Below are 26,719 nucleotides of genomic sequence, written 5' to 3' on the forward strand. Positions count from 1 at the left end.
CCATCCGGCAACGCTGCCACTGCTTTACTAACCTCACGTACACGGACGTACACTATTGCTTGTTGTTTTGCCCCGCCAGTCCCGGGGCTTTTTTTATTTTTGGCTTGCCAGCCAGCGCGCCGCCGCGATAACCCCCTGCCCGAATGACAGCCCGCCATCGCCCGCCGGAAGCTGCTGCGGGAATAACAGTTCAAAATCAGAGAGATAAAATGCCAGCCGCGCGCGCAGTAATCGGTTGTGCATTACGCCGCCGCTGAACGCCAGGGTGGCGATCCCCCTCGCCGCGGCCCGTTCACGCATCAGCGCGGCAAAGCCCTGCGCCAGCGCGTCATGAAACGCCCATGCGCGCGCAGCGGGCGTCGCCTGCCAGTTCAGCCACTGACGCCAGAAGGTCGCCAGATCCAGCTGATTGCCGCTGAGCGGCAGGGTCACCGGATGGGTTACCTCGTCACACTGCGTCGCCAGCGCTTCCAGCGCGCAGGCCGCCTCGCCTTCATAGCTGAGCGATACTGGCGTACACTCCAGCGCCGCCGCCACGGCGTCAAACAGACGTCCGCAGGACGACGCCAGCGGCGCGTTAAGGCCGCGCTCAATCGCGCGCGCCAGCACCGGCCAGTTTTGCTGCTGAAGCATGGCGGTTTGCGGATACTGTTGCCAGTCGGGCACAAAGCGTAAACAGTGGGCCAGCAGATTCCGCCACGGCTGGCGGGCGGCGAGATCGCCCCCCGGCAGCGCCACGGCGGGCAGACCGCCGAGATGTTCACACTCGCGGTAGTTCACCCGCAAGCACTCTCCGCCCCATAGCGCGCCCGCTTCGCCCATGCCAATACCGTCCAGCGTCAGCGCAATAACATCGCCGCCGTCCAGCGGCCAGCCGTGCTCGGCAAGACAGGCCGCGGCATGGGCGTGATGGTGCAGCACGCTTTCTGTCGGCAGGTTCATCTCGCTGGCCCACTGACCGGAGACATAGCCGGGATGCGCGTCGCGCACCACGCGCTCTGGCGTAAAGTCGTAGATATTCTGGATCAGGCGCAGCGCCTCGCGCCACTGGCCCTGAATGCCATCGTCGCTGAGATCGCCCAGATGCTGGCTCAGCACCGCCTGACCGCCGCGCAGCAGACAAAAGGTGTTTTTCAGATCCGCCCCCAGACACAGCATCGGCGGCAGGTCATGAAATCCCGGCGGCAGCGCCAGGGCATCCGGCACGTAGCCCCGCGAACGTCGCAGCATTTCACCGCTTTCGCGTACCACCGAATCATCCATCCGTTGCACGATATCACGGTTGTGCAGCAGGAAGCCGTCGGCAATCGCCTGCAAATCCTCCATCGCCTGAGCGTTGCTCATCGCGGGCGGCCTGCCGCTGAGGTTGCCGGAGGTCATGACCAGCGGGCAATTCAGCGCCTGCATCAGCAGATGCTGTAACGGATTGGCGGGCAGCATCACCCCCACTTCGCTCAGCCCGGGGGCAATCTCCGCGCACAGTGAAGCAACGTACCGTTTGTCGATCAGCACTATCGGCGCGGCGGGCGCGTTGAGTAACTCCCGCGCCGCCGTCGGCAGACCGCCATCGTCCGGCAGCATCACCGCCAGCGGTTTTGCCGGACGGCGCTTGCGCGCCCGCAGCGTTGCCACCGCGTCGGGGTTTCGCGCGTCGCAGGCCAGATGAAAGCCGCCAATGCCTTTAACGGCGACAATTCCGCCCGCTTTCAGCACCTCTGCCGCCGCGGTTAATGCCGCCTCTTTTTCCGCATAAGCATCGCCGCTGCGCCATTGCAGATGCGGGCCGCATAGCGGACAGGCTACCGGCTGGGCGTGGAAGCGGCGGTCATACGGGTCGCGATACTCCTGGTCACACTGCGGACAGAGCGGAAACGCCGCCATAACGGTATAAGGGCGGTCGTAGGGCATTGCGCGAATAATGGTAAAGCGTGGGCCGCAGTGGGTGCAGTTGATGAAAGGATAGCGATAGCGCCGTTCGCCGGGGGTATTCATTTCTTCAAGACATGCCGGACAGGTGGCGGCATCCGGCACGATTTGCGTGTTCATCGCACCGCCCGCGCTCTGACGGATGGTGAATTCCGCAGGCTGCTGCCTCCAGATAAACGTCGCCTGCTCTACGCTGTCGATGCGCGCCAGCGGCGGGCAGTGCTGATGCAGTTCGCGGATAAAGGTCGCCGGCTCTTCCAGCAGGCGGACCACCACGCCGTCGCCATCGTTACAGACATCGCCGTGCAGGCGCAGCTGTTGCGCCAATTGCCAGACAAAGGGCCGGAAACCGACGCCCTGCACTTTGCCCCGAATGCGTAACTGTACGCCGGAGTGGTTGGTTGTTGCCATTTTGATGTCTCACCGTGATCCGCGATATCCCGGATGGCGGCTTTGCCCGATCCGGCTTACGTCTTGCGCGCCTGCAGGCCTGATAAGCGCAGCACCATCAGGCATAAAGACTGCGCTATTTTACGCGGTTTTACAGCGATCAGAACAGCAATGACGCAGAAGAATCCAGCGCGGCGCGGCGGCGTTTTTCCGCACTCAGCTGTTCCAGCTTATTACGGTCAACGCAGATCAGCGCATGCGTCGGGCAGGCCTCCATACACGCCGGTCCCGCGTCGCGGTGATGGCACAGATCGCATTTGTTGGCTTCCGCTTTTTCGGCGCGCACCTGCAATCCCGCCCCGCTGTTGCGCACCACCGGGCGAACGACCACTTCCATCGCACCATACGGACAGGCCACTACGCAGGTTTTGCAACCAATGCAGCGCTCCTGCATAACGTGAACAAAGCCTTTATCCCGGCTGATAGCGCCGTTCGGGCAGACGTTGGCGCACGGCGCGTCTTCACACTGGCGGCACAGCGTCGCCGTCGAGACATTCACGCCTTTAATAACGTGAATACGCGGTAAAAAGGTATCAGGGGTTAACGACGCGCAGTCCTGGTTTTCCTGATGGGAGACCACGCAGGCCACTTCACAGGTACGGCAACCAATGCATTTATTGGCGTCTGCAATGATGAAACGGTTCATCAAATTCTCCAGCAATAACGGATAATGTGCCGGAACATACATAAATCATGCCAGTTTTTATATTATTGTAATTTAAAACTATTTAGTCAAAGAAATGGAAAAAAACGGTGTCATCGTCACGAATGACGATGACGGGTGACAATCACAGCGACGAAGGTAGCGGCGCAACGGAAGCGCGCCGGATAAGCGAACCGGTGAAGGTTTTCGGCGGCGTAAACGCCCCGCCGTCGAGCATAAAGATGAGACGACCAATCGTCTCCTTGATCATGTCGGTCACCGGGATCCTGACGCTGGAAAGCGCCGGAACGGTGTATGGCGCCAGCGCAATATCGTCAAAGCCAATCACCGACACCTGTGACGGCACCGCCACTCCACGGTCATGAAGCTGCTTTATCGCGCCAATCGCCATGTCGTCATTACTGGCGACCAGCGCGCTAAAGGCCGCGCCGCGCGCAAGCAGCGTTTCCACCCCCGCCGCGCCGCAGGCTGGCGTCCATTTGCCCCGGACGATCAGGTTTTCATCGATGGCGATACCGTGGCGGGTCAGGGCGTCTTTATAACCGGATAAACGTTCCACGCCGGTTGGCGAGTCCATTGAGCCGGTGATAAAGGCAATCTGTCGGTGCCCGGCGGCAATCAGCTCGCTCACCGCATTCTCGCTGGTTTGCCTGTGATCGCACCAGACGCAGTGGCTGCTGTTTTTGCGCAGTCGACGGTTGAGCACCATAATCGGCTGCGGATGGCTGTCGATGATCTTATCGATCTCATCGACGCTGAGAAAGCGCGGGTAAATCATGATCGCGTCGCAGCGCAAATCCAGCAGGTACTGGATCGCCTGACGTTCCTCCTGCGCGCTGTGTTTTCCATCGGCAAGCAGCAGCTGACGCCCTTTGTCCTCCGCCATCCGGGCGGTATGGAACAGCAGTTCGCTAAAATAGACCCCATGATAGAGGGTGTTCGTCACCACCAGCCCCAGCGTCTGGGTGGTTTTCGCCGCCAGGCTGCGCGCCAGCAGATTTGGCCGGTAGCCGCTCTCCGCCACCGCCTGGAATACGCGATCCTTTGTCTCCTGGCTGACGTAACCGTTCCCTGAAAGCACCCGCGACACCGTTGCCTTTGACACTCCCGCCCGCTTCGCTACCTCCAGCATTGTCGTCATCTTTTTATCCCTTTTCCCGCAATGAGACGCAGTGTACTGCACCGCTGCGTGGTTGTCCCTGATGGTAAACCGCGACCAAAAAACATAAGTGATAAAAGTCACATTTATAAAAAATAGTAAAAATCACATCTTGTGGAATACATATTAACTATTCATGATTTTGTGAAACCGGTTTCTCATTAACATTTCATCACCGTCGCGCTCTCCCCTGAACGGACGGCAAAAATAAAACGTACCCTACTGATAAAACAGGATAAAAATCCTATGTCCAGGAATTATGCAGCGCTGGCGCGCTCGGTAGTGATGGCTCTGGGTGGCGCAGACAATATCACCGCAGTGACTCACTGCATGACGCGTCTGCGTTTCGTTATCAAAGATGACTCGCTGGTCGACAGCGCCGCGCTGAAATCGATCGACGGCGTGCTCGGGGTGGTCCGCAATGACAACCAGTGCCAGGTGATCGTCGGCAATACCGTTTCGCAGGCTTACAGTGAAGTCGTCGGCCTGCTGCCCGCCGGTATGCAGCCCGCGGAACCGGTCGGTAAACCGAAGCTGACGCTTAAGCGCATTGGCGCGGGGATCCTTGACGCGCTGATCGGCACCATGTCGCCGCTGATCCCGGCGATTATCGGCGGATCGATGCTGAAACTGCTGGCGATGATCCTCGAAATGCCCGGCTTACTGGAGAAAGGCTCCTCAACGCTGACCATCCTGACGGTGACTGGCGACGGCGCGTTCTTCTTCCTGCCGCTGATGGTCGCCGCCTCTGCCGCCATTAAATTTAAAACCAATATGTCGCTGGCCATCGCCATTGCGGGCGTGCTGGTGCACCCGAGCTTTATCGACCTGATGGCGAAAGCGGCGCAGGGCGAGCACGTGGAGTTCGCGCTCATCCCGGTCACCGCGGTGAAATACACCTACACGGTGATCCCGGCGCTGGTGATGACCTGGTGCCTGTCCTATATCGAACGCTGGGTGGATCGCATTACGCCGGCGGTGACGAAAAACTTCCTCAAACCAATGCTGATCGTATTGATCGCCGCCCCGCTCGCTATCGTGCTGATAGGCCCGATCGGCATCTGGATCGGCAGCGCCATTTCGGCGCTGGTCTATACCATTCACGGTTATCTGGGCTGGCTTTCGGTCGCCATCATGGGCGCGCTGTGGCCTCTGCTGGTGATGACCGGGATGCACCGCGTCTTTACTCCAACCATCATTCAGACCATCGCCGAGACGGGCAAAGAGGGCATGGTGATGCCGTCGGAGATTGGCGCGAACCTGTCGCTCGGCGGCTCTTCGCTGGCGGTGGCGTGGAAAACCAAAAACCCGGCGCTGCGCCAGACCGCGCTGGCAGCCGCCGCCTCCGCCATTATGGCCGGGATTTCGGAACCGGCGCTGTACGGGGTGGCGATTCGTCTGAAGCGGCCATTAATCGCCAGCCTGATCAGCGGCTTTATCTGCGGCGCGGTGGCCGGTATGGCCGGCCTTGCCAGCCACTCGATGGCGGCGCCCGGCCTGTTTACCAGCGTCCAGTTCTTCGATCCGGCCAACCCCATGACCATTGTCTGGGTGTTTGGCGTGATGGCGCTGGCGGTGGTGCTGTCGTTCGTGCTGACGCTGCTGCTCGGCTTCGAGGATATTCCCGTCGAAGAGGCCGCCGCGCAGGCGCGCGATAAGCACGCCGCACAACCGAATACTGCAAAACAGGCCAGCGTCTGACTGGCATTAACTGAGGTTTACTATGTCTGTATTTCCGCAAGGATTTTTATGGGGCGGCGCGCTGGCCGCCAACCAGTCTGAAGGGGCGTATCGCGAGGATGGCAAAGGGTTGACCACCGTCGATATGATCCCGCACGGCGCGCATCGCATGGCGGTCAAGCTGGGGCTGGAAAAGCGTTTTCAACTGCGGAATGACGAATTTTACCCGAGCCATGAGGCGATCGATTTTTACCATCGCTATAAAGAGGATATCGCGCTGATGGCGGAAATGGGCTTCACGGTGTTTCGCACCTCGATTGCCTGGAGCCGCATTTACCCTGACGGCGACGAACTGATCCCTAACGAAGAGGGCATTGCCTTTTACCGCTCGCTGTTCGCCGAATGTAAAAAGTACGGCATCGAACCGCTGGTAACGCTTTGCCACTTCGACGTGCCGATGCATCTGGTGACGAAATACGGCTCCTGGCGCAGTCGTAAAATGGTGGAATTTTTCACCCGCTATGCCCGCACCTGCTTTGAAGCCTTTGACGGCTTGGTGAAATACTGGCTGACCTTCAATGAAATCAACATCATGCTGCACAGCCCATTTTCCGGCGCCGGGCTGGTGTTTGAGGAAGGGGAGAATCAGGAGCAGGTGAAATACCAGGCCGCCCATCATGAGCTGGTCGCCAGCGCGCTGGCGACCTGTATCGCCCATGACGTTAACCCGCAGAACCAGGTCGGCTGTATGCTGGCGGGCGGGAATTTCTATCCCTGGTCCTGCAAACCGGAAGATGTCTGGACGGCGCTGGAGAAGGATCGTGAAAACCTGTTCTTTATTGATATCCAGGCGCGCGGCGCGTATCCGGCCTGGTCCGCCCGCCTGTTGCGTGAAAAAGGGGTCACGATCGAGAAAATGCCGGAAGACGAGGCAATCCTGAAAAACACCGTCGATTTCGTGTCATTCAGCTACTACGCCTCCCGCTGCGCCTCGGCGGAAATGAACGCCCATAACACCAGCGCGGCTAACGTGGTCAAATCGCTGCGTAATCCCTACCTGCCGGTCAGCGAATGGGGCTGGGGCATCGACCCGCTCGGCCTGCGTATCACGATGAACATGCTGTATGACCGCTATCAGAAGCCGCTGTTTCTGGTGGAAAACGGCCTCGGCGCAAAAGATGAAATCGATGCCAACGGTGAGATCAACGATGATTACCGGATCGGCTATCTGCGCGAACATATCCGGGCGATGGCCGACGCTATCGAAGACGGCGTGCCGCTGATGGGTTATACCACCTGGGGCTGCATCGATCTGGTATCGGCATCGACGGGCGAAATGAGCAAACGCTACGGTTTCGTCTACGTCGACCGCAACGATGACGGAAGCGGCACCCTTGCGCGAATCCGTAAAAAATCATTCTGGTGGTATAAAAAAGCGATCGCCAGCAACGGAGAAGACCTGGCGTAATCGGCTTGCCGGACGGCGCTTGCGTTTGTCCGGCCTCTCTGCTTTCCCGTTACATTTATTGCATTCTCTTTTTGGAATTCGCCTTCCAGTTTCAGATTTGCCCGCGCCGCTTTTTACTGGCATTTTAAACAGGTATTTTTACTTCTGTGCGTGGGCAACAAGGAATCGTTTATGACTGTTCAGAGCGAAAATAAAGCCGCAATAACAAAACCACTCCGTCGTTTAAAAGTCGGCTATGTCAGAAAGCGTCATGAGGATCGTAAAACCGGCAATACGCGACGCTATACCCGCCACGCATCGTTAACGATTAACGGCGACTGGCTGGAGCAGGCGGGTTTCCCCACCGGAACGGTGGTGAACGTTGAGGTAATGCAGGGAAAGCTGATAATCGGGCTGGCGAGAGAGTAATTCTTTTTGCAGGAATGATTATTCCTGCATTCTTCTTTTATGAGAATGACAGGCAGAATTATTGCGGATCAATGAGATCAATCACCATGCCTAAGATTTCGTCCATGATATGTGGCGCAACAGTCGCAGCGTAACGGGCATTGCGCGCAACCAGATCCAACGCGCGGAGTTGATAACAAAACACAACCCCCGTAATGCGTCCGGTATCTGTGCTATCGCCATCCAGATAAACGGTTACCGCATGAGAACGCGACAGTACGCCACCGCTTGTCACTGGCACGCAAACCGCCGTACCCAATGCGGAAACCAGTTTTTTGTCAGAAATAACGAGGTAGTAGTGGGCCCCTCTAAATTCATGCCCCTCCACAGGATCACCATTAACGTGCCAAATTTCTCCCTTTGCCGGCGTTCTCCTTCCCTGAGCCATCAAATTTTCTCCTTACCCTGAGGAGCGTCAGACAAGTCATCACGCATGTCGTCATTAAACCTGGAGATTTCCTGTTCGTCGATTCCGTCCAGTATCTCCGTGACGGAACGGCGGCCTCTGGCGACGCGCTTCGCTGGCGTCATGCTAACCGTATTACCATCAGCCGTCACAATCAGGGTCGTCCCGGCGCTCCAGCCCATAGCAGAGGCGATTTCACCTGGAATTGTCACAACGACCGCTCCGCCCTGCTGTCTCAGTTTTGTTAATGGCATAACGTCTCCCCTAAGTGTGACAAAGTTACACCGGAGTATAGCGCAAGTCACACAAAGTCACACCTGAAAGACAGACGAATGACAGCTTATGTCTCCGGCGCCTCTAACTGCGCAAAACCGCCGTGCCCTTGCCAGCCGTCGAGCCGCTGATAGATGATGTCCACCGCATCTTTAACCGGCTGGGTCATCGGATAATAAAAACCGACGATATCCGGCTGAATACCTAAGAAAATCACCTCGCCGACATCCTCTTTTAGCTGATCGACCAGGTAATTGAGCGGCATATTGTGGGTGGTCATCATAAACATCCCGGCAATATCGTCAGGGTCGATAATACGGATCTCGCCGGGATTCAGCCCCATGTCGGTGGCATCGACAATCAGCAGGCGATCCGGGCGCAGTTCGCGGATCGCCACGATATCGTTTTCCGGCGCGCTGCCGCCGTCGATGACGATCCAGCCGCCTTTCGGCCCGGCGGCGCACTTCTCCGCCAGCAGCGGTCCGGCGCCGTCATCGCCCATCATGCTGTTGCCAACACACAGTAAAACGTCAGTCACGCACTCTCCTCACCATCAGATAAATGGCGCTTTCCTGATGAATATTATGCAGCATGCCGAGCATCTGTTTGCTCCATGCCTGCTGTTGCGGGGTTTGCGCCGCGAGCGCGTTGTCAAACGCGCGCGCCAGCATCTGCACATGATTGTAATCGATAACAATCTCGCCGTACTTCGGCACCCCTTCCATTTTACGGCGGGCATCGCTGCCCGCTTCCAGCGTGGCAATCCACGCCAGGTACGCTTCCCACGGACAGGTCAGCGCCGCTTCGAGGCAGTCGATTATCCCGAGGTGGTGACCAATCGCGAGGCTGTAATAGACCACCTGCTGCGCCTCGGCGGGCGTCGCATCGTTCTCATCAATAAACTTACGGCTCAGTTGACTGAACACCACCTTTTCACTCATCGGATCCGCGCCTCTTCCACCACATGGTTCAGATGATTAACGATCTCCGTCAGGCGCGGATCGTTTTCCGCTTCCAGCCAGCGCGCCACCTGATGTTCCCCTTTGCCTAACTGGTTGAGGTAATCATCGGCAATCTGGCGACCATAGCGATACCCCGCCAGACGACGCGCCGCGCGATCCACCTTCACCCGCAGCGGCTGTACCATATCCGGATGCAGAATGTCTGCCGGCTGGTCGTCCAGTTCTCCCGGCGCGCGGGCGTGGATTTTCTGCTCCAGCAGACCCAGCGCCATCGCAAAGCCGTAGAGGGTCGCCGCAGGCGTGGGCGGGCAGCCCGGAATGTAGACATCTACCGGAACGATTTTATCGGTGCCGCCCCAGACGCAGTACAGATCGTGAAAAATCCCGCCGCTGTTGCCGCAGGCGCCGTAAGAGATACAGATTTTCGGGTCCGGCGCGGACTGCCAGGCGCGCAGCGCCGGTGAGCGCATCGCCCGGGTCACCGCCCCGGTGAACAGCAGGATGTCGGCATGGCGCGGCGACGGCACAACCTTAATACCGAAACGTTCGGCGTCGAACAGCGGCGATAAGGTGGCGAAAATTTCAATTTCACAGCCGTTACAGCCGCCGCAGTCCACGCGGTAAACGTATGCCGAACGCTTAATGTTTTTCAGTAAAGACGCCTTCATGCTGGCGATGGATTCGTCCACCGTCATCGGTACAGGAATACCGTTTGCGTCGCGCGGGCCTAATAAATTGCTCATCAGCTGGCCTCTTTCATATGGCGAGTCAGTTCAATACGGTCGGACGGCACCAGGCACTTCTGTCGTTTGCAGTCCGGGCAGGTCTCAAAGCTTTCGCGGTGATGCTCCGCGCGGCTGTCGCCGTTGTGCTTCAGCAGCGCAATGGCGTAGTCGATCTCCTTCTGCACCGCGAAAGGACGCTGGCACACGCGACAGTGACACAGCGCAAAGCGCGACTGTTGCAGGAAATCCTCTTTTTTCCACACCGCCAGCTCATACTCCTGAGAGAGTTTGATCGCCGCCGTCGGGCAGACCTCTTCACAGCGCCCGCAAAAAATGCAGCGCCCGAGGTTGAACTGCCAGGCCAGCTCGTTAGTGGCCAGATCGGTTTCCACCGTCAGCGCGTTCGACGGACAGGCGTTGACGCAGGCCGCGCAGCCAATGCACTGCTGCGGGTTGTGCTCCGGTTTGCCGCGGAAGTTTTTATCAACCGCAATCGGCTCCAGCGGGTAAGAGGAGGTCTGCGCGCCGGTTTTGATAACTTTTTTGATAAAGGTAAACATGGCGATTCCTTATTTCAGCGGCGAGTTTTTACGCTCAATGCTGTAGCGCTCAAGTTCTTTGTACGGCACGACTTTGCTCTTCTTCTTCCGCACGTCGACCACGGTCATCCGGTCGGTACAGGAGTAGCAAGGATCGAGGCTGCCGATGATCAGCGGCGCATCGGAGACGGTATTGCCGCGCAGCATGTAGCGCAGGGTCGGCCAGTTAGCGTAGGTCGCCGCACGGCAGCGCCAGCGGTACAGCTTCTGGTTGTCGCCGGTCATGCTCCAGTGAATGTCGTCACCGCGCGGCGCTTCCGAGAAGCCCAGCGCAAAGCGGTGCGGAATGTAGGTGAACCCTTCCACCATCAGCGGACCGCCCGGCAGGTTGTCCAGGCCGAAGTCGATCATATTCAGCGAGGTGTAGACTTCGTTGATGCGCACCTTCAGGCGGGAGATGACGTCGCAGCCCTGCTCGCTGTGGACCTCCATCGGCAGCAGACCGTAGCCGACAAACGGGTGATCGGCGCGGGTATCGCGGGCGTGGCCGCTGGCGCGCACCATCGGGCCGACGTTACTGAAGTCACGGGCGATTTGCGGATCGAGTCGACCAATGCCGACCGTGCGCTGCTCCATATTCGGCGTGCTGAGCAGCATATCCACCAGCTCCTGCACGTCGCGGCGCATCTGCTGCGCTAGCTGGCGGGTCTGAATCATGTCATCTTTCAGCAGATCGCGGCGAATCCCGCCGATCAGGTTCAGGCCATAGGTTTTACGCGCCCCGGTGAGAATTTCCGCCATCTTCATTGACGTTTCACGCACACGGAAGAACTGCATAAAGCCGGAGTCAAAGCCGGTGAAGTGACAGGCCAGGCCGAGGTTCAGCAGGTGCGAGTGCAGACGCTCCACCTCCAGCAGAATCGCGCGGATCATCTGCGCGCGCTCCGGCACCTGAATGCCCATCGCGTTCTCGACGGAAGTGGTGTACGCCGTGCTGTGGGCGAAGCCGCAGATGCCGCATACGCGGTCTGACAAAAAGGTGACTTCGTTGTAACCCATGCGGGTTTCCGCCAGCTTTTCCATACCGCGGTGAACGTAGAACAGGCGGTAGTCGGCGTCGATAATGTTTTCGCCGTCAACGAACAGGCGGAAGTGCCCCGGTTCATCGGAGGTCACGTGCAGCGGACCAATCGGCACCACGTTATTTTTCTTATCGCCCAGCTCGTTGATAAACTCGTAGGTTTCAGCGTCGGTCGTCGGCGCCGGACGCTGACGATAATCCATGCTGTCTTTACGCAGCGGATAGAGTTCATCCGGCCAGTCATCCGGCAGCACCAGGCGGCGTTCATCCGGCAGGCCGACCGGGATCAGCCCGTACATATCGCGCACTTCGCGCTCGCCCCAGACGGCGGCGGGAACGCGCGGCGTAACGGACGGGTACTCCGGTTTGTTCGGATCAACCTCCACGCGCACCGTAATCCAGCACTTCTGCCCCTGCTCCATCGACAGCACGTAGTAAACCGCGTAATGCCCGCACAGCTGGCGCTCATCGTTACCGAACAGAACCGAAAGCCAGCCGCCCTGTTTGTAGTACAGAAATTCAACCACTTCCGGCAGGTAGTTCACCTTAACGGTGATGGTCAGTTGATCTCTGGTCTGCCAGGCTTCGTCCAGCACTACGCCGGGGAAAGCCTCATGCAGCGCCGCAAGGTAGTGTTGACCTAATTTTTCTTCAGACATGCTCAAACTCTCTTAAATCACGCCACCAGCAAGGAGACGAACGCTAAAAACGCAAACCCAAAACCGGCCCAGGTCACGCGGGAAGTGGCGCAAAAACGCAGGCGCGCCATGCTGTTTTCAAACAGGGCAATCACCAGCACGCCGACAAGCAGTTTGACGACGGCAATCACCAGCGCCAGCAGCAGTCCGCCGAAGCTGAAGGTTTCCATCTGGCCCCACGGCAGAAATACGCCGACAAACAGTTGCAGCACCACCAGCTGTTTGAGGCTGATGCCCCACTTCAGCACCGCGAAGCCGCTGCCGCTGTATTCGGTCAGCGGGCCTTCCTGTAGCTCCTGCTCCGCTTCCGCCAGGTCAAACGGCAGTTTGCCCATCTCGATAAAAGTGGCGAACGCGCAGGCGCACAGCGCGAGGATCAGCGGAATACTGCGGGCCGCAGGCCAGTGGTAAATGACGTCGGTGATATTGCTGATGTGAGTGGAGCCTGCCACCTGCGCGGCAACCCACAGGCCCAGCAGCAGAATCGGCTCCACCAGCACGCCAAGCATCGCTTCACGGCTGGCGCCGATCGCGGTAAACGGGCTACCGGTATCCAGACCGGCGATGGAAAAGAAGAAACGGGCAATGGCGAACAGGTAAATCAGGGTGATCAAATCGCCCAGCGGCGGCAGCGGCGAACTGACGGTCACCACCGGCAGCGCGGTGGCGATGGTCAGCATCACGCCGACCATCACAAACGGCGTCAGACGAAACACCCAGCCGGCATCGGCAGGGGCGATGCTTTGCCGACCGAGCAGTTTGATAATGTCGCGGTACTCCTGCAGAACGCCCGGCCCGCGACGATTGTGCAGACGGGCGCGCGCCACGCGGGTAACGCCTGACAGCAGCGGCGCAATGGCAAATAACGCCAGCGCCTGAATTAACGGATACAAAACATTCATTCTCAGGCTCCTCGGGAAACCACAATCACCACCAGCACCGCCAGCTCAATCAGCGCCAGGCGACGAAACAGAACCGGCGCCTCCGCGTTTTGCCAGCCCGGAACCAGCGATACCGGATTAAGCCATTTGCGCAGTTTAAGTACCGGCGCAAAAGCCTCTTTCACCGGCATGGCGAAACCGTGCGCGGTAATGACCATCGACCGTTCGTGGTCGTAGCCGCAGACCCACGCCGCGCCGCGCGAGCGTGACGGCAGGCGGTTGCCTTTGCAGATCGCCATGATGATAAATGGCAGTAGCGGACAGGCGATCAGCAGCAGGGTGATCATCGGTTGCGACACGGTGGTGTTCGCCGTTTCCAGCGGCAGAGGAACGGCGGTGGAAATCATCGGCAGCAGCCACGGCGCGGCAACGCCGCCCAATACGCAGCAAATTGCCAGCGCCACCACGCTCGCCCCCATCAGGATGGGTACGCAGCAGGCGTTTTCCGCCTCTTTGGTGCGCGGCGCGCCAAGGAAGGTCACGCCGTAGACTTTCGCCATACACATCACCGCCAGCGCGCCGGTAATCGCCAGGCCAACCGCCAGCAGCGGCCCCAGCAGACGCCCCACAAACGCGCCGCTGTCGCCCAGCTTAAAGAAGGACTGATAGATCACCCACTCGCCGGCAAAACCGTTCAGCGGCGGCAGCGCGGCCATCGCCATCAGCCCCACCAGCATCGCCACAGAAATGACCGGCATCCGTTTGCCAATGCCGCCGAGCTTTTCGATATCGCGGTGGCCGGTACGGAACCAGATGCTGCCCGCGCCCAAAAACAGCACGCTCTTAAACAGGCTGTGGTTCACCAGGTGATACAGCCCGCCGGTCAGCCCCAGCGCAATCAGCGCAGGCTGTTGCAGCGCGATGCCGGTGACGCCAGCCCCGAGGCCAAGCAGAATAATGCCGATGTTTTCCAGGGTGTGATACGCCAGCAGACGCTGAATGTTATGCTCCATCAGCGCGTACAAACCGCCGACGAAAGCGGTGATCATGCCGAGCACCAGCAGCAGAACGCCCCACCACAGCGGCGCGTTGCCGCCGATCAGCGACAGCGACAGGATGCCCAGCAGCCCGACCTTCATCACCACGGTGGAGAACAGCGCGGCGGCGGGAGCGCTGGCGCTGGCGTGCGCCTGCGGCGCCCAGCCGTGCAGCGGGATAATCCCCGCCAGCAGGCCAAAGCCCGCCACGCCCAGCAGCCAGATGTCGGCGCCCAGCGGCAGTTCCTGGGTGCGCAAATCCAGCGCGCGTAATTCCAGCGTGCCGTAGCGCTGCCACACCAGCCAGCAGGCAAGCGCCAGCAGCAGCGTGCCGAGACGCCCGAGCGCAAACCACAGCTTGCCCTCTTTGCTGCATCCGGTCAGGAACATGGCGCACAGCGCCATAATTTCCGCCATCACCACCAGCGCGCCCAGATTGCTGGCGACGACGGCGCAAACCGCCGCCGCCATCAGCAGATTAACCAGCAGGCCATTAGCCGTAACCTGCGGGTGACGATGCCAGTCGATGTTATAGAGGCTGATAAACAGCCCGCACAGGCCGAGGGTAATCAGCCAGATGGCATTCAGCGGGCTGATTTGCACCCCGTGGCCGATAAGCGGCAGCACGCCGCTGACCGCAACCCCGCGGGTCAGCACAAGGAACCCGGCGCCCGCGGCGCACAGGCTGGCGACTGCGCCGCCTGCCCCCGCGATCCAGCCGCTCAGCGGTTTATGAAAGGAAAACAGAAACGCCAGAACCGCGGCGGCGGCGAACCACACGACGCTGCTGGTAATTAATGAAATTGCGCTCATTTTGCATCCCCACTCTGAGCCTGCTGAAACAAGGTGAGATCGCCGAAATCGGTATTGAAGGTCAGCTCACGTTTCCGCTTGCTGGCGCGGGCAATATCCATGTTGTTCACCAGATGCAGGGCTTTGGTCGGACACATCCGCACGCACGCAGGACCCTGTTCATCAAAGCTGCACAGATCGCACTTCACCGCGATGGCGCGCACGCCCGGCACCCAGTCCAGCAGCGTGCTGACGCGCGCCGGTGCCGGTGGCGCAGGCGGCGCTTTCGGCGTATTGGCGTTTGCCGGAATGTGCAGCGGTCGGCTGCCGGAAAATTCAATAGCGCCAAACGGGCAGGCAATGCCGCACAGTTTGCAGCTTACGCACAGGCTTTCATTCAACTGTACCGCGCCATCGACCCGGTTAATGGCATTGACCGGACAAACGGTGGCGCAGGGCGCATCTTCACAGTGGTGGCAAAGCTGCGGCGCAGATTCTTTTTCATTCAGCATCACTTTCAGGCGCGGCATAGACTGCAGGCCGTGCTGGCGATGCGTCTCTGAACAGGCGGCTTCACAGGTGTGGCAGCCGATGCAGAGCGTGGAGTCAGCAATTACAAAACGATTCACCAGGCATTCCTCAGGTGATAGTCATTTTTGACGAAAACACGTCGGGAAAATGTCATTTCGACACTTATCGACACGTCTGTTCCTAAAACTTCCTGTGACGGCGCGCGGCGCGACCTCACAGTTGAAAACGGGCTTAAGCCGCCGGACTTTGTCCCGCCGCCAGTTGGCTCAGATTGATCGGCGTCCCGCTCTCAACGGCGGCGTACAGCCTGTCGTAGACGCTGGCGATTTTGTCGAGATAGTGTTCCAGCACCCGCTCGCGGTCGCGGTTGCTGATCTCGCCGTCCACGCTGCCGTCGATGCTTAACTGCGCCTGCGCAATCAGCTTCTTATCTTCACCATCTTTGGTTTCAACGTAATATTCGATGGTGTGGCTGTTAAAGCCATCTGCCAGCGTGACGTAGATACGAAAGTGTTCGAACAGCACAAAGCAGAGATCTTTATCCGGCGCGCAGCTCATCGCGTGATGCAGGCGCGCTTTTGACAGGGTGATACCCTGAACCAGCGAGTTGCAGTAAATATGCCACTGGTCCTGTAGGCGACGATGCCGCTGCGCGATGTAGTCGGCTTTTTCGCTTATTTCCCAAATAGTCATGTCAGGTTACCCGTTTAACAGAGATAGCCAGCCATAAGCATTTTCCATGCCAGTTTTTAATTGGTTGTTTTTAGTAGATTTACTGAATCAGAGGGGCTTTTCGACGCGCTGATGACATGTCATTTCGTCATTGTCGACATTCCGCCAGACCGCCGTTTTTCAGGCTGGCATGGTAATTGCTTAACCCAGCCCATCACTGCGGGAGGCAATATGCACGAAATTACCCTTAGCCAGCGGGCGCTGGAATTGATCGAACAACAGGCTGTCGCACATGGGGCGAAACGAGTCACTGCGGTCTGGCTCAAAATTGGCGCATTTTCTTGCGTAGAAAGCAGCGCTCTTTCCTTTTGTTTTGATCTGGTATGCCGTGGCACCGTGGCGGAAGGTTGTAAACTGCACCTCGAACAAGAGGAAGCCGAATGCTGGTGCGAATCCTGCCAGCAATACGTCACGTTATTAACCCAGCGCGTGCGCCGTTGTCCGCAATGCAACAGCGATACGCTGTGCATCGTGGCCGATGATGGATTACAGATTCGGCGCATAGAGATTGATGAGAGTCCAGCGTCGGACGGCACAAACCCGTAGACCGGATAAGGCGAAGCCGCCATCCGGCTTACAGCAAGAAACAGATCAGGAGTGAGCAATGTGTACAACGTGCGGTTGCGCTGAAGGCAACCTTTATATAGAGGGTGATGAGCATAACCCGCATTCGGCGTTTCGTAGCGCGCCGTTTGCCCCGGCCGCTCGCCCGACGCTGAATATTACCGCTATCAAAACCCCGGCATTTACCCCGAAACAGAGCGAAGAAGGCGATCTGCACTACGGTCACGGCGAAGCCGGCACCCACGCGCCGGGAATGAGCCAGCGCCGGATGCTGGAAGTGGAAATCGACGTGCTGGATAAAAACAACCGCCTGGCCGAACGCAACCGCGCCCGCTTCGCCGCGCGCCAGCATCTGGTGCTCAACCTCGTCTCAAGCCCTGGTTCCGGCAAAACCACCCTGCTCACAGAAACGTTGATCAGGCTGAAAGACCGCGTCCCCTGCGCGGTGATTGAAGGCGACCAGCAGACGGTCAACGACGCCGCGCGGATCCGCGCCACCGGCACGCCTGCCATTCAGGTCAACACTGGTAAGGGCTGCCATCTCGACGCACAGATGATCGCCGACGCCGCCCCGCGTTTACCGCTGGCGGACAACGGCATTCTGTTTATTGAAAACGTCGGCAACCTCGTCTGTCCGGCCAGCTTCGATCTCGGCGAACGCCACAAGGTCGCAGTGCTGTCCGTCACCGAAGGCGAAGACAAGCCGCTGAAATATCCGCATATGTTTGCCGCCGCCTCGCTGATGCTGCTCAACAAGGTCGACCTGCTGCCATACCTTAATTTCGACGTGGAGAAGTGCCTTGCCTGCGCCCGCGAAGTCAATCCGGACATTGAGATTATCCTCATTTCCGCCACCAGCGGCGAGGGGATGGACCAGTGGCTGAACTGGCTGGAGGCGCAGCGATGTGCATAGGCGTTCCCGGCCAGATCCGCGCCATTGATGGCAATCAGGCCAAAGTCGACGTCTGCGGCATTCAGCGCGACGTCGATCTGACGCTGGTAGGCAACTGTGATGAAAACGGCGCGCCGCGCATCGGTCAGTGGGTGCTGGTTCACGTCGGCTTTGCGATGAGCGTGATTAACGAAGCCGAAGCGCGCGACACCCTCGACGCGCTACAGAACATGTTTGATGTAGAGCCGGACGTCGGCGCTTTGCTGTATGGCGAGGAAAAATAATGCGTTTTGTTGACGAATACCGCGCGCCGGAACAGGTGATGCAGTTGATTGAGCATCTGCGCGAGCGCGCCGCTCATCTGCCTTACACCGCCGAACGTCCACTGCGCATTATGGAGGTCTGCGGCGGCCATACCCACGCGATCTTCAAGTTTGGCCTTGACCAGTTGCTGCCCGACAACGTCGAGTTTATCCACGGCCCTGGCTGCCCGGTCTGCGTGCTGCCGATGGGACGTATCGACAGCTGTGTGGAGATCGCCAGCCGTCCGGAGGTGATTTTCTGCACCTTCGGCGACGCGATGCGCGTGCCCGGTAAACAGGGTTCGCTGCTGCAGGTGAAAGCGCGCGGCGCGGACGTTCGCATCGTCTACTCGCCGATGGACGCCCTTAAACTGGCGCAGGAGAACCCGACGCGTAAAGTCGTGTTTTTCGGCCTCGGTTTTGAAACCACCATGCCGACCACCGCCATCACGCTTCAGCAGGCGAAACTGCGCGACGTAAAGAATTTTTATTTTTTCTGCCAGCACATTACGCTTATCCCAACCCTTCGCAGCCTGCTCGAACAGCCCGACAACGGCATCGACGCCTTCCTCGCGCCGGGTCACGTCAGTATGGTGATCGGTACCGACGCCTATAATTTCATTGCCAGCGACTTTAATCGTCCGCTGGTGGTCGCCGGATTCGAACCGCTTGATCTACTGCAAGGCGTGGTGATGCTGGTTGAGCAGAAAATAGCGGCCCACAGTCAGGTGGAAAATCAGTATCGCCGCGTGGTGCCGGACGCCGGTAACCTGCTGGCGCAGCAGGCCATCGCCGAAGTGTTTTGCGTGACCGGCGACAGCGAGTGGCGTGGACTGGGCGTCATCGCCTCTTCCGGCGTGCATCTGACGGCGGATTATCAGCGCTTTGATGCCGAAGCCCACTTCCGTCCGGCGCCGCAGCAGGTCTGCGACGATCCGCGCGCCCGCTGCGGCGAAGTGCTGACCGGGAAATGCAAACCGCATCAGTGCCCGCTGTTTGGTAAGACCTGTAACCCGGAAACAGCCTTTGGCGCGCTGATGGTCTCATCGGAAGGGGCATGCGCCGCCTGGTATCAGTATCGTCAGCAGGAGTGTGAAGCATGAACAGCGTACAACTCGCCCACGGCAGCGGCGGTCAGGCCATGCAGCAACTGATCAACAGCCTGTTTATGGAGGCCTTCGCCAATCCGTGGCTGGCCGAGCAGGAAGACCAGGCGCGGCTGGAGCTGGCGCAGCTGGTGGCCGAAGGCGATCGTCTGGCTTTTTCCACCGACAGCTACGTCATCGACCCGCTGTTTTTCCCCGGCGGCAACATCGGTAAGCTGGCGATTTGCGGCACCGCCAACGACGTTGCGGTCAGCGGCGCGATCCCGCGCTACCTCTCCTGCGGCTTTATCCTTGAAGAAGGGCTGCCGATGGAGACGCTGAAGGCCGTGGTCAACAGCATGGCCGCCACCGCGCGCGAGGCGAATATCGCCATCGTCACCGGCGACACCAAAGTTGTTCAGCGCGGCGCGGCGGATAAGCTGTTTATCAACACTGCCGGGATGGGAGCAATTCCCGCCAGCATCCGCTGGGGCGCGCAAACGCTGGCCGCCGGGGACGTTTTGCTGGTCAGCGGCACGCTGGGCGATCACGGCGCCACCATCCTCAACCTGCGTGAACAGCTGGGGCTGGACGGCGAGCTGGTCAGCGACTGCGCGGTATTAACACCGCTTATCCAGACGCTGCGGGATATTCCGGGCGTGAAGGCGCTGCGTGACGCCACCCGCGGCGGCGTTAATGCGGTGGCCCATGAATTTGCCGCCGCCTGCGGCTGCGGGATCGAACTGTCCGAATCCGCACTCCCGGTAAAACCTGCGGTTCGCGGCGTCTGCGAGCTGCTGGGGCTGGATGCCCTCAACTTCGCCAACGAAGGCAAACTGGTGATCGCCGTGGATCGTCAGGCGGCGGAACAAACGCTGGCGGCGCTACAGGCCCATCCGCTGGGGCGCGACGCGGCGCTGATTGGCGAAGTGGTGGAACGTAAAGGCGTGCGCCTGGCGGGTCTTTACGGCGTGAAGCGCACGCTTGATTTACCGCACGCCGAGCCGCTGCCGCGAATCTGTTAGTTTGTCATAATGCCGGATAGCCGCTGAACGCTTATCCGGCCTGCATAAGCGGATCGACACAGAGATCCGCAATACGTTAAAACGAATACCTGTAATTCAACTATCTTTTCGCACCGCGCAGCGGTACTTTCCTGGAAAAGCAACATGTCGTATACACCGATGAGCGATCTCGGGCAGCAAGGATTGTTCGACATCACTCGTACATTATTACAACAGCCCGACCTGCAGTCGCTGAGCGAGGCGCTTTCGCAGCTGGTAAAGCGCTCAGCGCTTGCCGACAGCGCCGCTATCGTCTTGTGGCACGCGGCAACGCAGCGCGCATCGTATTACGCCACGCGTGAGAACGGCAAAGCCATCGCTTACGAGGATGAAACCGTGCTGGCTCACGGGCCGGTTCGCCGTATTCTTTCGCGTCCTGACGCCCTGCACTGTAACTACCGGGAGTTCAGCGACACCTGGCCGCAGCTGGCGGCAGGCGATCTTTATGAAGACTTCGGCCATTACTGTCTGCTGCCGCTGGCGGCAGAGGGACGCATATTCGGCGGCTGCGAATTTATCCGCAATGAAGATCGCCCCTGGAGCGAAAAAGAGTACGAGCGCCTGCAAACCTTCACCCAGATCGTCGGCGTGGTGGCGGAGCAGATTCAGTGCCGGGTGACCAACAACGTTGATTACGAACTGCTGTGCCGCGAGCGCGATAATTTCCGCATTCTGGTCGCCATTACTAACGCCGTGCTCTCGCGCCTCGACATGGACGAACTGGTCAGCGAAGTCGCCAAAGAGATCCACCACTATTTCAGCATCGACGATATCAGCATCGTTCTGCGCAGCCACCGGAAGAACAAACTTAACATCTATTCCACCCACTATCTGGATGAAAACCATCCCGCGCACGAGCAAAGCGAAGTGGATGAAGCCGGTACCCTCACCGAGCGGGTATTTAAAAGCAAAGAGATGCTGCTGATTAACCTCAACGAACGGGATGCGCTGGCGCCGTATGAGCGGATGCTGTTTGAAACCTGGGGCAATCAGATCCAGACGCTGTGCCTGCTGCCGCTGATGTCGGGCAATACCATGGTCGGCGTGCTCAAGCTGGCGCAGTGTGAAGAAAAAGTGTTTACCACCGCCAACCTGAAGCTGCTGCGCCAGATTGCCGAGCGCGTGGCGATTGCCGTCGATAACGCCCTCGCCTATCAGGAGATCCACCGCCTGAAAGAGCGTCTGGTGGATGAAAACCTGGCGCTGACCGAACAGCTTAATAACGTCGACAGCGAATTCGGCGAGATCATCGGCCGCAGTGAAGCGATGTACAGCGTGCTGAAGCAGGTGGAAATGGTGGCGAAAAGCGACAGTACGGTGCTGATCCTCGGCGAAACCGGCACCGGTAAGGAGCTGATTGCCCGCGCCATCCATAATCTGAGCGGGCGTAACGCGCGCCGGATGGTGAAAATGAACTGCGCGGCGATGCCGGCCGGACTGCTGGAAAGCGACCTGTTCGGCCATGAGCGCGGCGCCTTCACCGGCGCCAGCGCCCAGCGCATTGGCCGCTTCGAACTGGCGGATAAAAGCTCGCTGTTTCTGGATGAAGTGGGCGATATGCCGCTGGAGCTACAGCCGAAGCTGCTGCGCGTGTTGCAGGAGCAGGAGTTTGAGCGTCTGGGCAGCAACAAACTGATCCAGACCGACGTGCGGCTGATCGCCGCCACCAACCGCGATCTGAAAAAAATGGTGCTCGATCGGGAGTTTCGCAGCGATCTCTACTATCGTCTGAACGTCTTTCCGATCCAGCTGCCGCCGCTGCGCGAGCGTCCGGAAGATATCCCGCTGCTGGTGAAAGCGTTCACCTTTAAGATCGCCCGTCGCCTGGGACGCAATATCGACAGTATTCCGGCGGAGACGCTGCGCACCCTCAGCAACATGGAGTGGCCGGGCAACGTGCGCGAGCTGGAAAACGTGGTGGAGCGCGCCGTTCTGCTCACCAGAGGCAGCGTGTTACAGCTCTCTCTGCCCGATATTGGCCTCCTCTCTCCGGCCACGCCGCCGGTCGCCACCGAAGTTGCTCAGGAAGGGGAAGATGAGTATCAGCTGATTATGCGCGTGCTGAAAGAGACCAATGGCGTGGTCGCCGGACCGAAAGGCGCCGCCCAGCGCCTGGGGCTGAAGCGCACCACGCTGCTGTCGCGCATGAAGCGGTTGGGTATTGATAAGGACGCGCTGGTCCCGTAGGCCGGATAAGGCAAAGCCGCCATCCGGCATCTCAACGCCGGATGGCGCTACGCTTATCCGGCCTACCGATCACCGGCTGCCATCGGGCCTCTGTTTTTTTACTTCTTACGCTGGTATTTCTCCGGCAACGGCGGGACCGGGCGCTTATCGTCTATCAGATGGCGCACGGTGAGAATCGGATGCCGCCAGAGCATCCGCGGCCCCGCCCAGCGCATAATCTGCTTCATCTCTTCACGCTTAGCGGGCTGATAGCAGTGAACCGGGCACTGCTTACAGGCCGGTTTTTCCTCACCGAAAACGCATTTATCCAGCCGCTTCTGCGCATAAACAAACAGCGTCTCATAATGTCCCGGCTCAACTGACGCCTGCGGGCACTGGCTCTCATACAGCGCGATCATTTTTTTTATCGTCAGTTTTTCGCGAGCAATACGCTTGTCGGTCATGATGCGCCCTCCGCTGCGGTTAAAGTGCATTTATTCTACAACTTAAACCGGCGCGGCACTATCACCCAAAGGTGACACCTCTCCTCTTAACTTAAATAAGAATTATTTTCATTTAACTGTATCTTATCTATACCTTGTGCTATATAACATAGCAAAGGCTATATTCGATGAATAATTAACCACTCTATTATGAGGGATACTATGCCGCACCTGCACCGTTTGACGTCGTATCTGCTGACTGGCGCACTTGCCTTCTTTACGCTGACGCCCGCCAGCGCCAGTGAAAAATTTAAGGTGATCACCACCTTTACGGTTATCGCTGACATGGCGCAAAACGTCGCAGGCGATGCCGCAGAGGTCAGCTCCATTACAAAACCCGGCGCGGAGATCCATGAATACCAGCCGACGCCCGGCGACATTAAACGCGCGCAAGGCGCACAGCTGATCCTCTCTAACGGACTGAATCTGGAGCTATGGTTTGCCCGTTTTTATCAGCACTTGTCTGGCGTGCCGGAGGTGACGGTTTCCGATGGCGTGCAGCCGATGGGCATCAGCGAAGGCCCCTATAACGGCAAACCGAATCCGCACGCGTGGATGTCGGCGGAAAACGCGCTGATCTACGTCGATAATATTCGCGATGCGCTGGCGAAATACGACCCGAAACACGCCGCCATCTACCAGAAAAACGCCGACGCCTATAAGGCGAAAATCCGCCAGACGCTGGCCCCGCTACAGGCCAGACTGGCAAAAATACCGGCCGACAGACGCTGGCTGGTCACCAGCGAAGGGGCGTTTTCCTACCTTGCGCGCGATAACGCACTGAAAGAGCTGTATTTGTGGCCGATCAACGCCGATCAGCAGGGTACGCCAAAGCAGGTGCGTAAAGTGATCGACACAATCAAAGCGCATCAAATCCCGGCCATCTTCAGTGAAAGCACCGTCTCCGATAAACCGGCGCGCCAGGTGGCGCGTGAGTCCGGTGCGCACTACGGCGGCGTGCTGTATGTCGACTCCCTGAGCGCCGCCGACGGCCCGGTGCCGACCTATCTCGATCTGCTTCGCGTCACAACCGAAACCATCGTCAAGGGGATTAACGACGGACTGGGGAGTCAAAAATGAGTCAACCGGCGATTACCGTGAATCAACTGACGGTGACGTATCGCAACGGGCATACTGCGCTGCGTGACGCAACCTTTCAGGTGCCGGGCGGCTCCATTGCCGCGCTGGTAGGGATAAACGGCTCGGGAAAATCGACGCTGTTTAAAGCGCTGATGGGGTTTGTCCGGCTTGCGCAGGGAGAAATCTCCATCCTGCAACAGCCGGTGAACAAAGCGCTGAAGCAAAACCTGATCGCCTACGTACCGCAGTCTGAAGAGGTGGACTGGTCGTTTCCGGTGCTGGTGGAAGATGTGGTAATGATGGGACGTTACGGCCATATGGGCTGGCTGCGGCGGGCGAAAGCGGAGGATCGTGCGCGCGTGGAGGCGGCGCTGGCGCGAGTGGATATGCTGGAATACCGCCACCGCCAGATTGGCGAGCTTTCCGGCGGGCAGAAAAAGCGCGTTTTTCTCGCCAGAGCCATCGCCCAGGACGGGCAGGTCATCCTGCTGGATGAGCCTTTTACCGGCGTGGACGTCAAAACCGAAGCCCGCATTGTCGCGCTGCTGCGTGAGCTGCGCGACGAAGGGCGTACCATGCTGGTATCCACGCATAATCTCGGTTCGGTGACAGAGTTTTGCGATTACACGGTGATGATCAAAGGCACCGTGCTGGCAAGCGGTCCTACCGAAACCACCTTCACTACTGCGAACCTCGAACGGGCGTTCAGCGGCGTGCTGCGCCACGTCGCGCTGAGCGGCGGCGAAGAGCATATTATTACCGATGACGAACGTCCGTTTATCTCTCAGCGCGCGGCGGGAGAAGGATCGTGATGAACTGGCTGATCGAACCGTTTGGCTATCAGTACATGCTCAACGCGATGTGGGTTTCGGCGATGGTCGGCGGCCTGTGCGCCTTTCTCTCCTGTTATTTAATGCTCAAAGGCTGGTCGCTGATTGGCGATGCGCTGTCGCACTCCATCGTTCCCGGCGTCGCCGGCGCGTGGATGCTGGGCCTGCCCTTCTCGCTCGGCGCCTTTCTCTCCGGCGGGCTGGCGGCGGGCAGTATGCTGTTTCTCAGCCAGCGCTCGCGGCTAAAAGAAGATGCCATTATCGGGCTGATTTTTTCCTCGTTCTTCGGCATCGGGCTGTTTATGGTCTCGCTGAATCCGATGTCGGTGAATATTCAGACCATTATCCTCGGCAACGTGCTGGCTATCGCGCCGGAAGATATTGTGCAGCTGGCGATTATCGGCACGGTCTCCCTGCTCATTCTGCTGGTGAAATGGAAAGACCTGATGGTCACTTTTTTCGATGAAAACCACGCCCGCTCGATTGGCCTGCATCCGGGTCGCCTGAAGCTACTGTTTTTCACTCTGCTGTCGGTCTCCACCGTTGCCGCGCTGCAAACCGTTGGCGCTTTTCTGGTGATCTGTCTTGTCGTGACGCCCGGCGCAACGGCCTGGCTGCTGACCGATCGTTTTCCGCGCTTACTTGCCGCTGCCGTCGCCATTGGTAGCCTGACCAGTTTTCTCGGCGCCTGGCTCAGCTACTGGCTGGATGGCGCCACCGGCGGGATTATCGTGGTTCTGCAAACGCTGCTGTTTCTGCTGGCGTTTATCTTCGCGCCGAAACACGGCCTGCTCGCTAACCGTCGTCGCGCGCGACTTAAGGAGCCATCATGTTCCTGACCACGCTGCTGGAACCCTTTCAGTTCGACTTTATGCTGAATGCGCTTACCGTCTCCGCCATTGTGGCGGTCCCCTGCGCGCTGCTGTCAGTCTTCCTGGTGCTGAAAGGCTGGGCTTTAATGGGGGACGCCATGAGCCACGCGGTATTTCCGGGCATTGTGCTGGCGTATATCATCGGGCTTCCGCTGGCCGTCGGCGCGTTTATCGCCGGACTCTTCTGCGCGGTCGCTACGGGATATCTCGACGATAACAGTCGAATCAAGCGCGATACCATTATGGGGATCGTCTTCTCGGGAATGTTTGGCGCGGGTCTGGTGCTGTACGTTTCTATCCAGTCAGAGGTGCATCTGGACCACATTTTGTTTGGCGACATGCTTGGGGTATCGCTGAACGATATCCTGCAAACCGCGCTGATTGCGCTGGGGATCGCGCTGATCGTCAGCATGAAGTGGAAAGATCTGCTGCTGCACGCCTTTGATCCGCATCAGGCCAAAGCCAGCGGCCTGAACGTCGTGCTGCTGCATTACGGGCTGCTGTGCATGATTGCGCTGACCATCGTGGCGACGCTGAAATCGGTCGGTATTATTCTGTCGATCTCTTTGCTGATAGCGCCGGGGGCGATTGCTGTCTTACTGACCCGCCGCTTTGCCCGCGCGCTGTTGCTGGCGGTCGCGCTGTCGGTGACGACGTCATTTCTCGGCGTTTATCTGTCGTTTTTTCTCGACAGCGCGCCTGCACCGACCATCGTGGTGCTGTTCACGGTGATATTTGTGGCGGCATTTATTTATGCGACGCTACGCGATCGACGTTCAGAAATGCGGCAACAACGCTCTCTCTCAGTTTCAGAAACGGAATGAGGATCGAGAAGCGATCGATCCTCACTTTCCCTGGGTTGTCTATCTCCGCTATCATGTCCCCCTGATGTGATAATAATGAAAATAAA

Annotated in this window: 28 protein-coding genes; 13 read left to right on the forward strand and 15 right to left on the reverse strand. The window is 58.8% G+C overall.

Annotated features, from left to right (window positions below; genetic code table 11):
- Positions 1-93: 93 nt before the first annotated feature.
- The 3 genes from hypF to K7R23_RS11045 form a co-directional block, all read right to left on the reverse strand.
- Positions 94-2,337, reverse strand: a complete 2,244-nt coding sequence (gene hypF / locus K7R23_RS11035) for a carbamoyltransferase HypF (RefSeq protein ID WP_012907219.1) — start codon at positions 2,335-2,337, stop codon at positions 94-96.
- A gap of 139 nt (positions 2,338-2,476) precedes the next feature.
- Positions 2,477-3,022, reverse strand: coding sequence for an electron transport protein HydN (gene hydN, locus K7R23_RS11040; protein ID WP_012907218.1), 546 nt, complete (start codon positions 3,020-3,022; stop codon positions 2,477-2,479).
- Between the two features lie 142 nt (positions 3,023-3,164).
- Complete coding sequence (locus K7R23_RS11045) at positions 3,165-4,181, reverse strand: LacI family DNA-binding transcriptional regulator (RefSeq protein WP_012907217.1); 1,017 nt, start codon at positions 4,179-4,181, stop codon at positions 3,165-3,167.
- A gap of 264 nt (positions 4,182-4,445) precedes the next feature.
- Here K7R23_RS11045 and ascF point away from each other — a divergent pair, with 264 nt between their 5' ends.
- From ascF to K7R23_RS11060, 3 genes are all read left to right on the forward strand, one after another.
- Positions 4,446-5,900, forward strand: coding sequence for a PTS cellobiose/arbutin/salicin transporter subunit IIBC (gene ascF, locus K7R23_RS11050; protein WP_012907216.1), 1,455 nt, complete (start codon positions 4,446-4,448; stop codon positions 5,898-5,900).
- 22 nt (positions 5,901-5,922) lie between these two features.
- Positions 5,923-7,347: a 6-phospho-beta-glucosidase gene (locus K7R23_RS11055; protein WP_012907215.1), complete on the forward strand. Its 1,425-nt coding sequence runs from the start codon at positions 5,923-5,925 to the stop codon at positions 7,345-7,347.
- Between the two features lie 171 nt (positions 7,348-7,518).
- A complete protein-coding gene (locus K7R23_RS11060) occupies positions 7,519-7,755 on the forward strand; it encodes a SymE family type I addiction module toxin (RefSeq protein ID WP_024132865.1) in 237 nt (78 codons plus the stop codon).
- Positions 7,756-7,813: 58 nt separating this feature from the next.
- Here K7R23_RS11060 and K7R23_RS11065 read toward each other — a convergent pair whose 3' ends face one another.
- The 11 genes from K7R23_RS11065 to hycA form a co-directional block, all read right to left on the reverse strand.
- Positions 7,814-8,182 (reverse strand): type II toxin-antitoxin system PemK/MazF family toxin, encoded by a 369-nt coding sequence (locus tag K7R23_RS11065; protein WP_012907213.1) that lies wholly within the window; start codon positions 8,180-8,182, stop codon positions 7,814-7,816.
- Positions 8,182-8,454: an AbrB/MazE/SpoVT family DNA-binding domain-containing protein gene (locus K7R23_RS11070; RefSeq protein ID WP_012907212.1), complete on the reverse strand. Its 273-nt coding sequence runs from the start codon at positions 8,452-8,454 to the stop codon at positions 8,182-8,184. Before K7R23_RS11070 ends, K7R23_RS11065 begins: the two co-directional genes overlap by 1 nt.
- Before the next feature lie 86 nt (positions 8,455-8,540).
- Positions 8,541-9,011, reverse strand: coding sequence for a hydrogenase maturation peptidase HycI (gene hycI, locus K7R23_RS11075; protein WP_012907211.1), 471 nt, complete (start codon positions 9,009-9,011; stop codon positions 8,541-8,543).
- Positions 9,004-9,414 carry a formate hydrogenlyase maturation HycH family protein gene (locus K7R23_RS11080; protein WP_012907210.1) on the reverse strand — a complete coding sequence of 137 codons (411 nt, stop codon included), beginning with the start codon at positions 9,412-9,414 and terminating at the stop codon, positions 9,004-9,006. The genes hycI and K7R23_RS11080 overlap by 8 nt, the downstream gene beginning before the upstream one ends.
- On the reverse strand, positions 9,411-10,178 hold the full coding sequence (gene hycG, locus K7R23_RS11085) for a formate hydrogenlyase subunit HycG (RefSeq protein ID WP_012907209.1): 768 nt from the start codon (positions 10,176-10,178) through the stop codon (positions 9,411-9,413). Before hycG ends, K7R23_RS11080 begins: the two co-directional genes overlap by 4 nt.
- Positions 10,178-10,720 carry a formate hydrogenlyase subunit HycF gene (hycF, locus tag K7R23_RS11090; protein WP_012907208.1) on the reverse strand — a complete coding sequence of 181 codons (543 nt, stop codon included), beginning with the start codon at positions 10,718-10,720 and terminating at the stop codon, positions 10,178-10,180. The genes hycG and hycF overlap by 1 nt, the downstream gene beginning before the upstream one ends.
- 9 nt (positions 10,721-10,729) lie before the next feature.
- On the reverse strand, positions 10,730-12,439 hold the full coding sequence (gene hycE, locus K7R23_RS11095) for a formate hydrogenlyase subunit HycE (protein WP_012907207.1): 1,710 nt from the start codon (positions 12,437-12,439) through the stop codon (positions 10,730-10,732).
- A gap of 17 nt (positions 12,440-12,456) precedes the next feature.
- On the reverse strand, positions 12,457-13,380 hold the full coding sequence (locus tag K7R23_RS11100; RefSeq protein ID WP_012907206.1) for a respiratory chain complex I subunit 1 family protein: 924 nt from the start codon (positions 13,378-13,380) through the stop codon (positions 12,457-12,459).
- Between the two features lie 2 nt (positions 13,381-13,382).
- Entirely contained in the window at positions 13,383-15,209 is a 1,827-nt protein-coding gene (hycC, locus tag K7R23_RS11105; protein WP_012907205.1) for a formate hydrogenlyase subunit 3, read from the reverse strand.
- Positions 15,206-15,817 carry a formate hydrogenlyase subunit HycB gene (gene hycB / locus K7R23_RS11110; protein ID WP_012907204.1) on the reverse strand — a complete coding sequence of 204 codons (612 nt, stop codon included), beginning with the start codon at positions 15,815-15,817 and terminating at the stop codon, positions 15,206-15,208. Before hycB ends, hycC begins: the two co-directional genes overlap by 4 nt.
- 133 nt (positions 15,818-15,950) lie before the next feature.
- The gene (hycA, locus tag K7R23_RS11115) at positions 15,951-16,412 is read right to left on the reverse strand and encodes a formate hydrogenlyase regulator HycA (RefSeq protein WP_012907203.1); all 462 of its coding nucleotides are present in this window, start codon (positions 16,410-16,412) and stop codon (positions 15,951-15,953) included.
- Between the two features lie 210 nt (positions 16,413-16,622).
- Here hycA and hypA point away from each other — a divergent pair, with 210 nt between their 5' ends.
- The 6 genes from hypA to flhA all read left to right on the forward strand — a co-directional run bounded on the left by hypA (position 16,623) and on the right by flhA (position 22,545).
- Positions 16,623-16,997 (forward strand): hydrogenase maturation nickel metallochaperone HypA, encoded by a 375-nt coding sequence (gene hypA / locus K7R23_RS11120; RefSeq protein WP_012907202.1) that lies wholly within the window; start codon positions 16,623-16,625, stop codon positions 16,995-16,997.
- A 58-nt stretch (positions 16,998-17,055) separates the two neighbouring features.
- Positions 17,056-17,928: a hydrogenase nickel incorporation protein HypB gene (gene hypB / locus K7R23_RS11125; RefSeq protein WP_012907201.1), complete on the forward strand. Its 873-nt coding sequence runs from the start codon at positions 17,056-17,058 to the stop codon at positions 17,926-17,928.
- Complete coding sequence (gene hypC / locus K7R23_RS11130) at positions 17,919-18,191, forward strand: hydrogenase 3 maturation protein HypC (RefSeq protein ID WP_012907200.1); 273 nt, start codon at positions 17,919-17,921, stop codon at positions 18,189-18,191. Before hypB ends, hypC begins: the two co-directional genes overlap by 10 nt.
- Positions 18,191-19,312 (forward strand): hydrogenase formation protein HypD, encoded by a 1,122-nt coding sequence (hypD, locus tag K7R23_RS11135; protein ID WP_012907199.1) that lies wholly within the window; start codon positions 18,191-18,193, stop codon positions 19,310-19,312. The genes hypC and hypD overlap by 1 nt, the downstream gene beginning before the upstream one ends.
- Positions 19,309-20,319 (forward strand): hydrogenase maturation carbamoyl dehydratase HypE, encoded by a 1,011-nt coding sequence (gene hypE / locus K7R23_RS11140; protein WP_024132864.1) that lies wholly within the window; start codon positions 19,309-19,311, stop codon positions 20,317-20,319. Before hypD ends, hypE begins: the two co-directional genes overlap by 4 nt.
- Before the next feature lie 144 nt (positions 20,320-20,463).
- The gene (flhA, locus tag K7R23_RS11145) at positions 20,464-22,545 is read left to right on the forward strand and encodes a formate hydrogenlyase transcriptional activator FlhA (protein WP_012907197.1); all 2,082 of its coding nucleotides are present in this window, start codon (positions 20,464-20,466) and stop codon (positions 22,543-22,545) included.
- Between the two features lie 98 nt (positions 22,546-22,643).
- Here flhA and K7R23_RS11150 read toward each other — a convergent pair whose 3' ends face one another.
- Positions 22,644-22,988 carry a nitrous oxide-stimulated promoter family protein gene (locus tag K7R23_RS11150; protein ID WP_012907196.1) on the reverse strand — a complete coding sequence of 115 codons (345 nt, stop codon included), beginning with the start codon at positions 22,986-22,988 and terminating at the stop codon, positions 22,644-22,646.
- 201 nt (positions 22,989-23,189) lie between these two features.
- On the opposite strand from K7R23_RS11150, the gene sitA reads away from it, so the two are divergent.
- The 4 genes from sitA to sitD are packed head-to-tail and all read left to right on the forward strand — an operon-like array spanning position 23,190 to position 26,633.
- Positions 23,190-24,107, forward strand: a complete 918-nt coding sequence (sitA, locus tag K7R23_RS11155) for an iron/manganese ABC transporter substrate-binding protein SitA (RefSeq protein ID WP_012907195.1) — start codon at positions 23,190-23,192, stop codon at positions 24,105-24,107.
- A complete protein-coding gene (gene sitB / locus K7R23_RS11160) occupies positions 24,104-24,919 on the forward strand; it encodes an iron/manganese ABC transporter ATP-binding protein SitB (protein ID WP_012907194.1) in 816 nt (271 codons plus the stop codon). Before sitA ends, sitB begins: the two co-directional genes overlap by 4 nt.
- Complete coding sequence (gene sitC, locus K7R23_RS11165) at positions 24,919-25,776, forward strand: iron/manganese ABC transporter permease subunit SitC (RefSeq protein WP_024132863.1); 858 nt, start codon at positions 24,919-24,921, stop codon at positions 25,774-25,776. Before sitB ends, sitC begins: the two co-directional genes overlap by 1 nt.
- The gene (sitD, locus tag K7R23_RS11170) at positions 25,767-26,633 is read left to right on the forward strand and encodes an iron/manganese ABC transporter permease subunit SitD (protein WP_012907192.1); all 867 of its coding nucleotides are present in this window, start codon (positions 25,767-25,769) and stop codon (positions 26,631-26,633) included. The genes sitC and sitD overlap by 10 nt, the downstream gene beginning before the upstream one ends.
- The last annotated feature ends 86 nt before the right edge of the window (positions 26,634-26,719 follow it).

This window comes from Citrobacter rodentium NBRC 105723 = DSM 16636 (assembly GCF_021278985.1).
Classification (GTDB): domain Bacteria; phylum Pseudomonadota; class Gammaproteobacteria; order Enterobacterales; family Enterobacteriaceae; genus Citrobacter_A; species Citrobacter_A rodentium.